This is a genomic window from Xanthomonas hortorum pv. cynarae, from assembly GCF_002939985.1.
Classification (GTDB): Bacteria; Pseudomonadota; Gammaproteobacteria; order Xanthomonadales; family Xanthomonadaceae; genus Xanthomonas; species Xanthomonas hortorum_D.
Genome location: NZ_MDFM01000080.1, coordinates 1 through 818, shown reverse-complemented (window position 1 = coordinate 818; position 818 = coordinate 1). Strand labels below are relative to the sequence as shown.

Here is an 818-nt window from a genome sequence, read left to right as displayed (position 1 = left end):
CGCCAGGAATGCCAGGTGGATCATCTGCAAGCTGGTGTTGAGTTGACGCTCGCAATTTTTCCATAGCCTTCGGTTCTTCTCTAACCATGCAAAGCTGCGCTCCACGATCCAGCGCTTGGGCATGACCTTGAAGGTGTGCAGCTCGCTGCGCTTTGCGATCTGCACTTTGACCGTCTTGCCCAAGCTCTCGCGCACTCCCTGCGCAAACCGCTCACCGACATAGCCGCCATCGCACAGTAAGCTTTTGACACGCTTCAAACTCGGCTTGCCGTGTTCAAGCGCGATTAGCGCACCCTTACGATCGGTCACCTCCGCCGTCGTCACCGCAATGGCGTGCGGCAAGCCTTGCGTGTCTACGGCGATGTGCCGCTTGATTCCGGCAACTTTCTTGCCTGCGTCATAGCCTTTCTGACTCGCCGTGTCCGTGTTCTTCACGCTCTGCGCGTCGACGATCAAGAACTTGCTGCATGCGTTGCGCCCCAGTTTCTCGCGGGCCGCGCCAACCTGATTTTTTTAACGCCCGCTCCAGCAGGCTCACTCCGTGCTCATCCACTTCGCTCCAAATCTGGAAGTACGCATGCACCGTGCGCCACTTGGGAAACGTCTCGGGCAACATCCGCCACTGGCAACCACTCTTGAGCAGATAGAGCACCGCGCAAAACACCTCGTACAAATCGACCTTGCGTGGCGCGGTCTTCTTGCGTGCACCTTCAAGCAAAGCGCGGATCTGCTCAAACTGCTCACGGCTGATGTCACTGGGATAGCGTGCTCTCATCTCCATATGATCGGATATTTCGGGCAGACTTTGAACAGGTTCT

At 57.0% G+C, this 818-nt stretch carries 1 protein-coding gene; it reads right to left on the bottom strand.

Features of this window, described 5'->3' with window-relative positions; translation table 11 throughout:
- Positions 1–775 (bottom strand): IS5 family transposase gene (locus tag XcyCFBP4188_RS22305; RefSeq protein WP_428977257.1). Its coding sequence is split into 2 segments (ribosomal slippage), with 774 coding nucleotides annotated over them: positions 1–507 and positions 509–775; the frame shifts between segments, so codons are not numbered across the junction. This gene is flagged as partial in the annotation.
- Positions 776–818 lie beyond the last annotated feature (43 nt).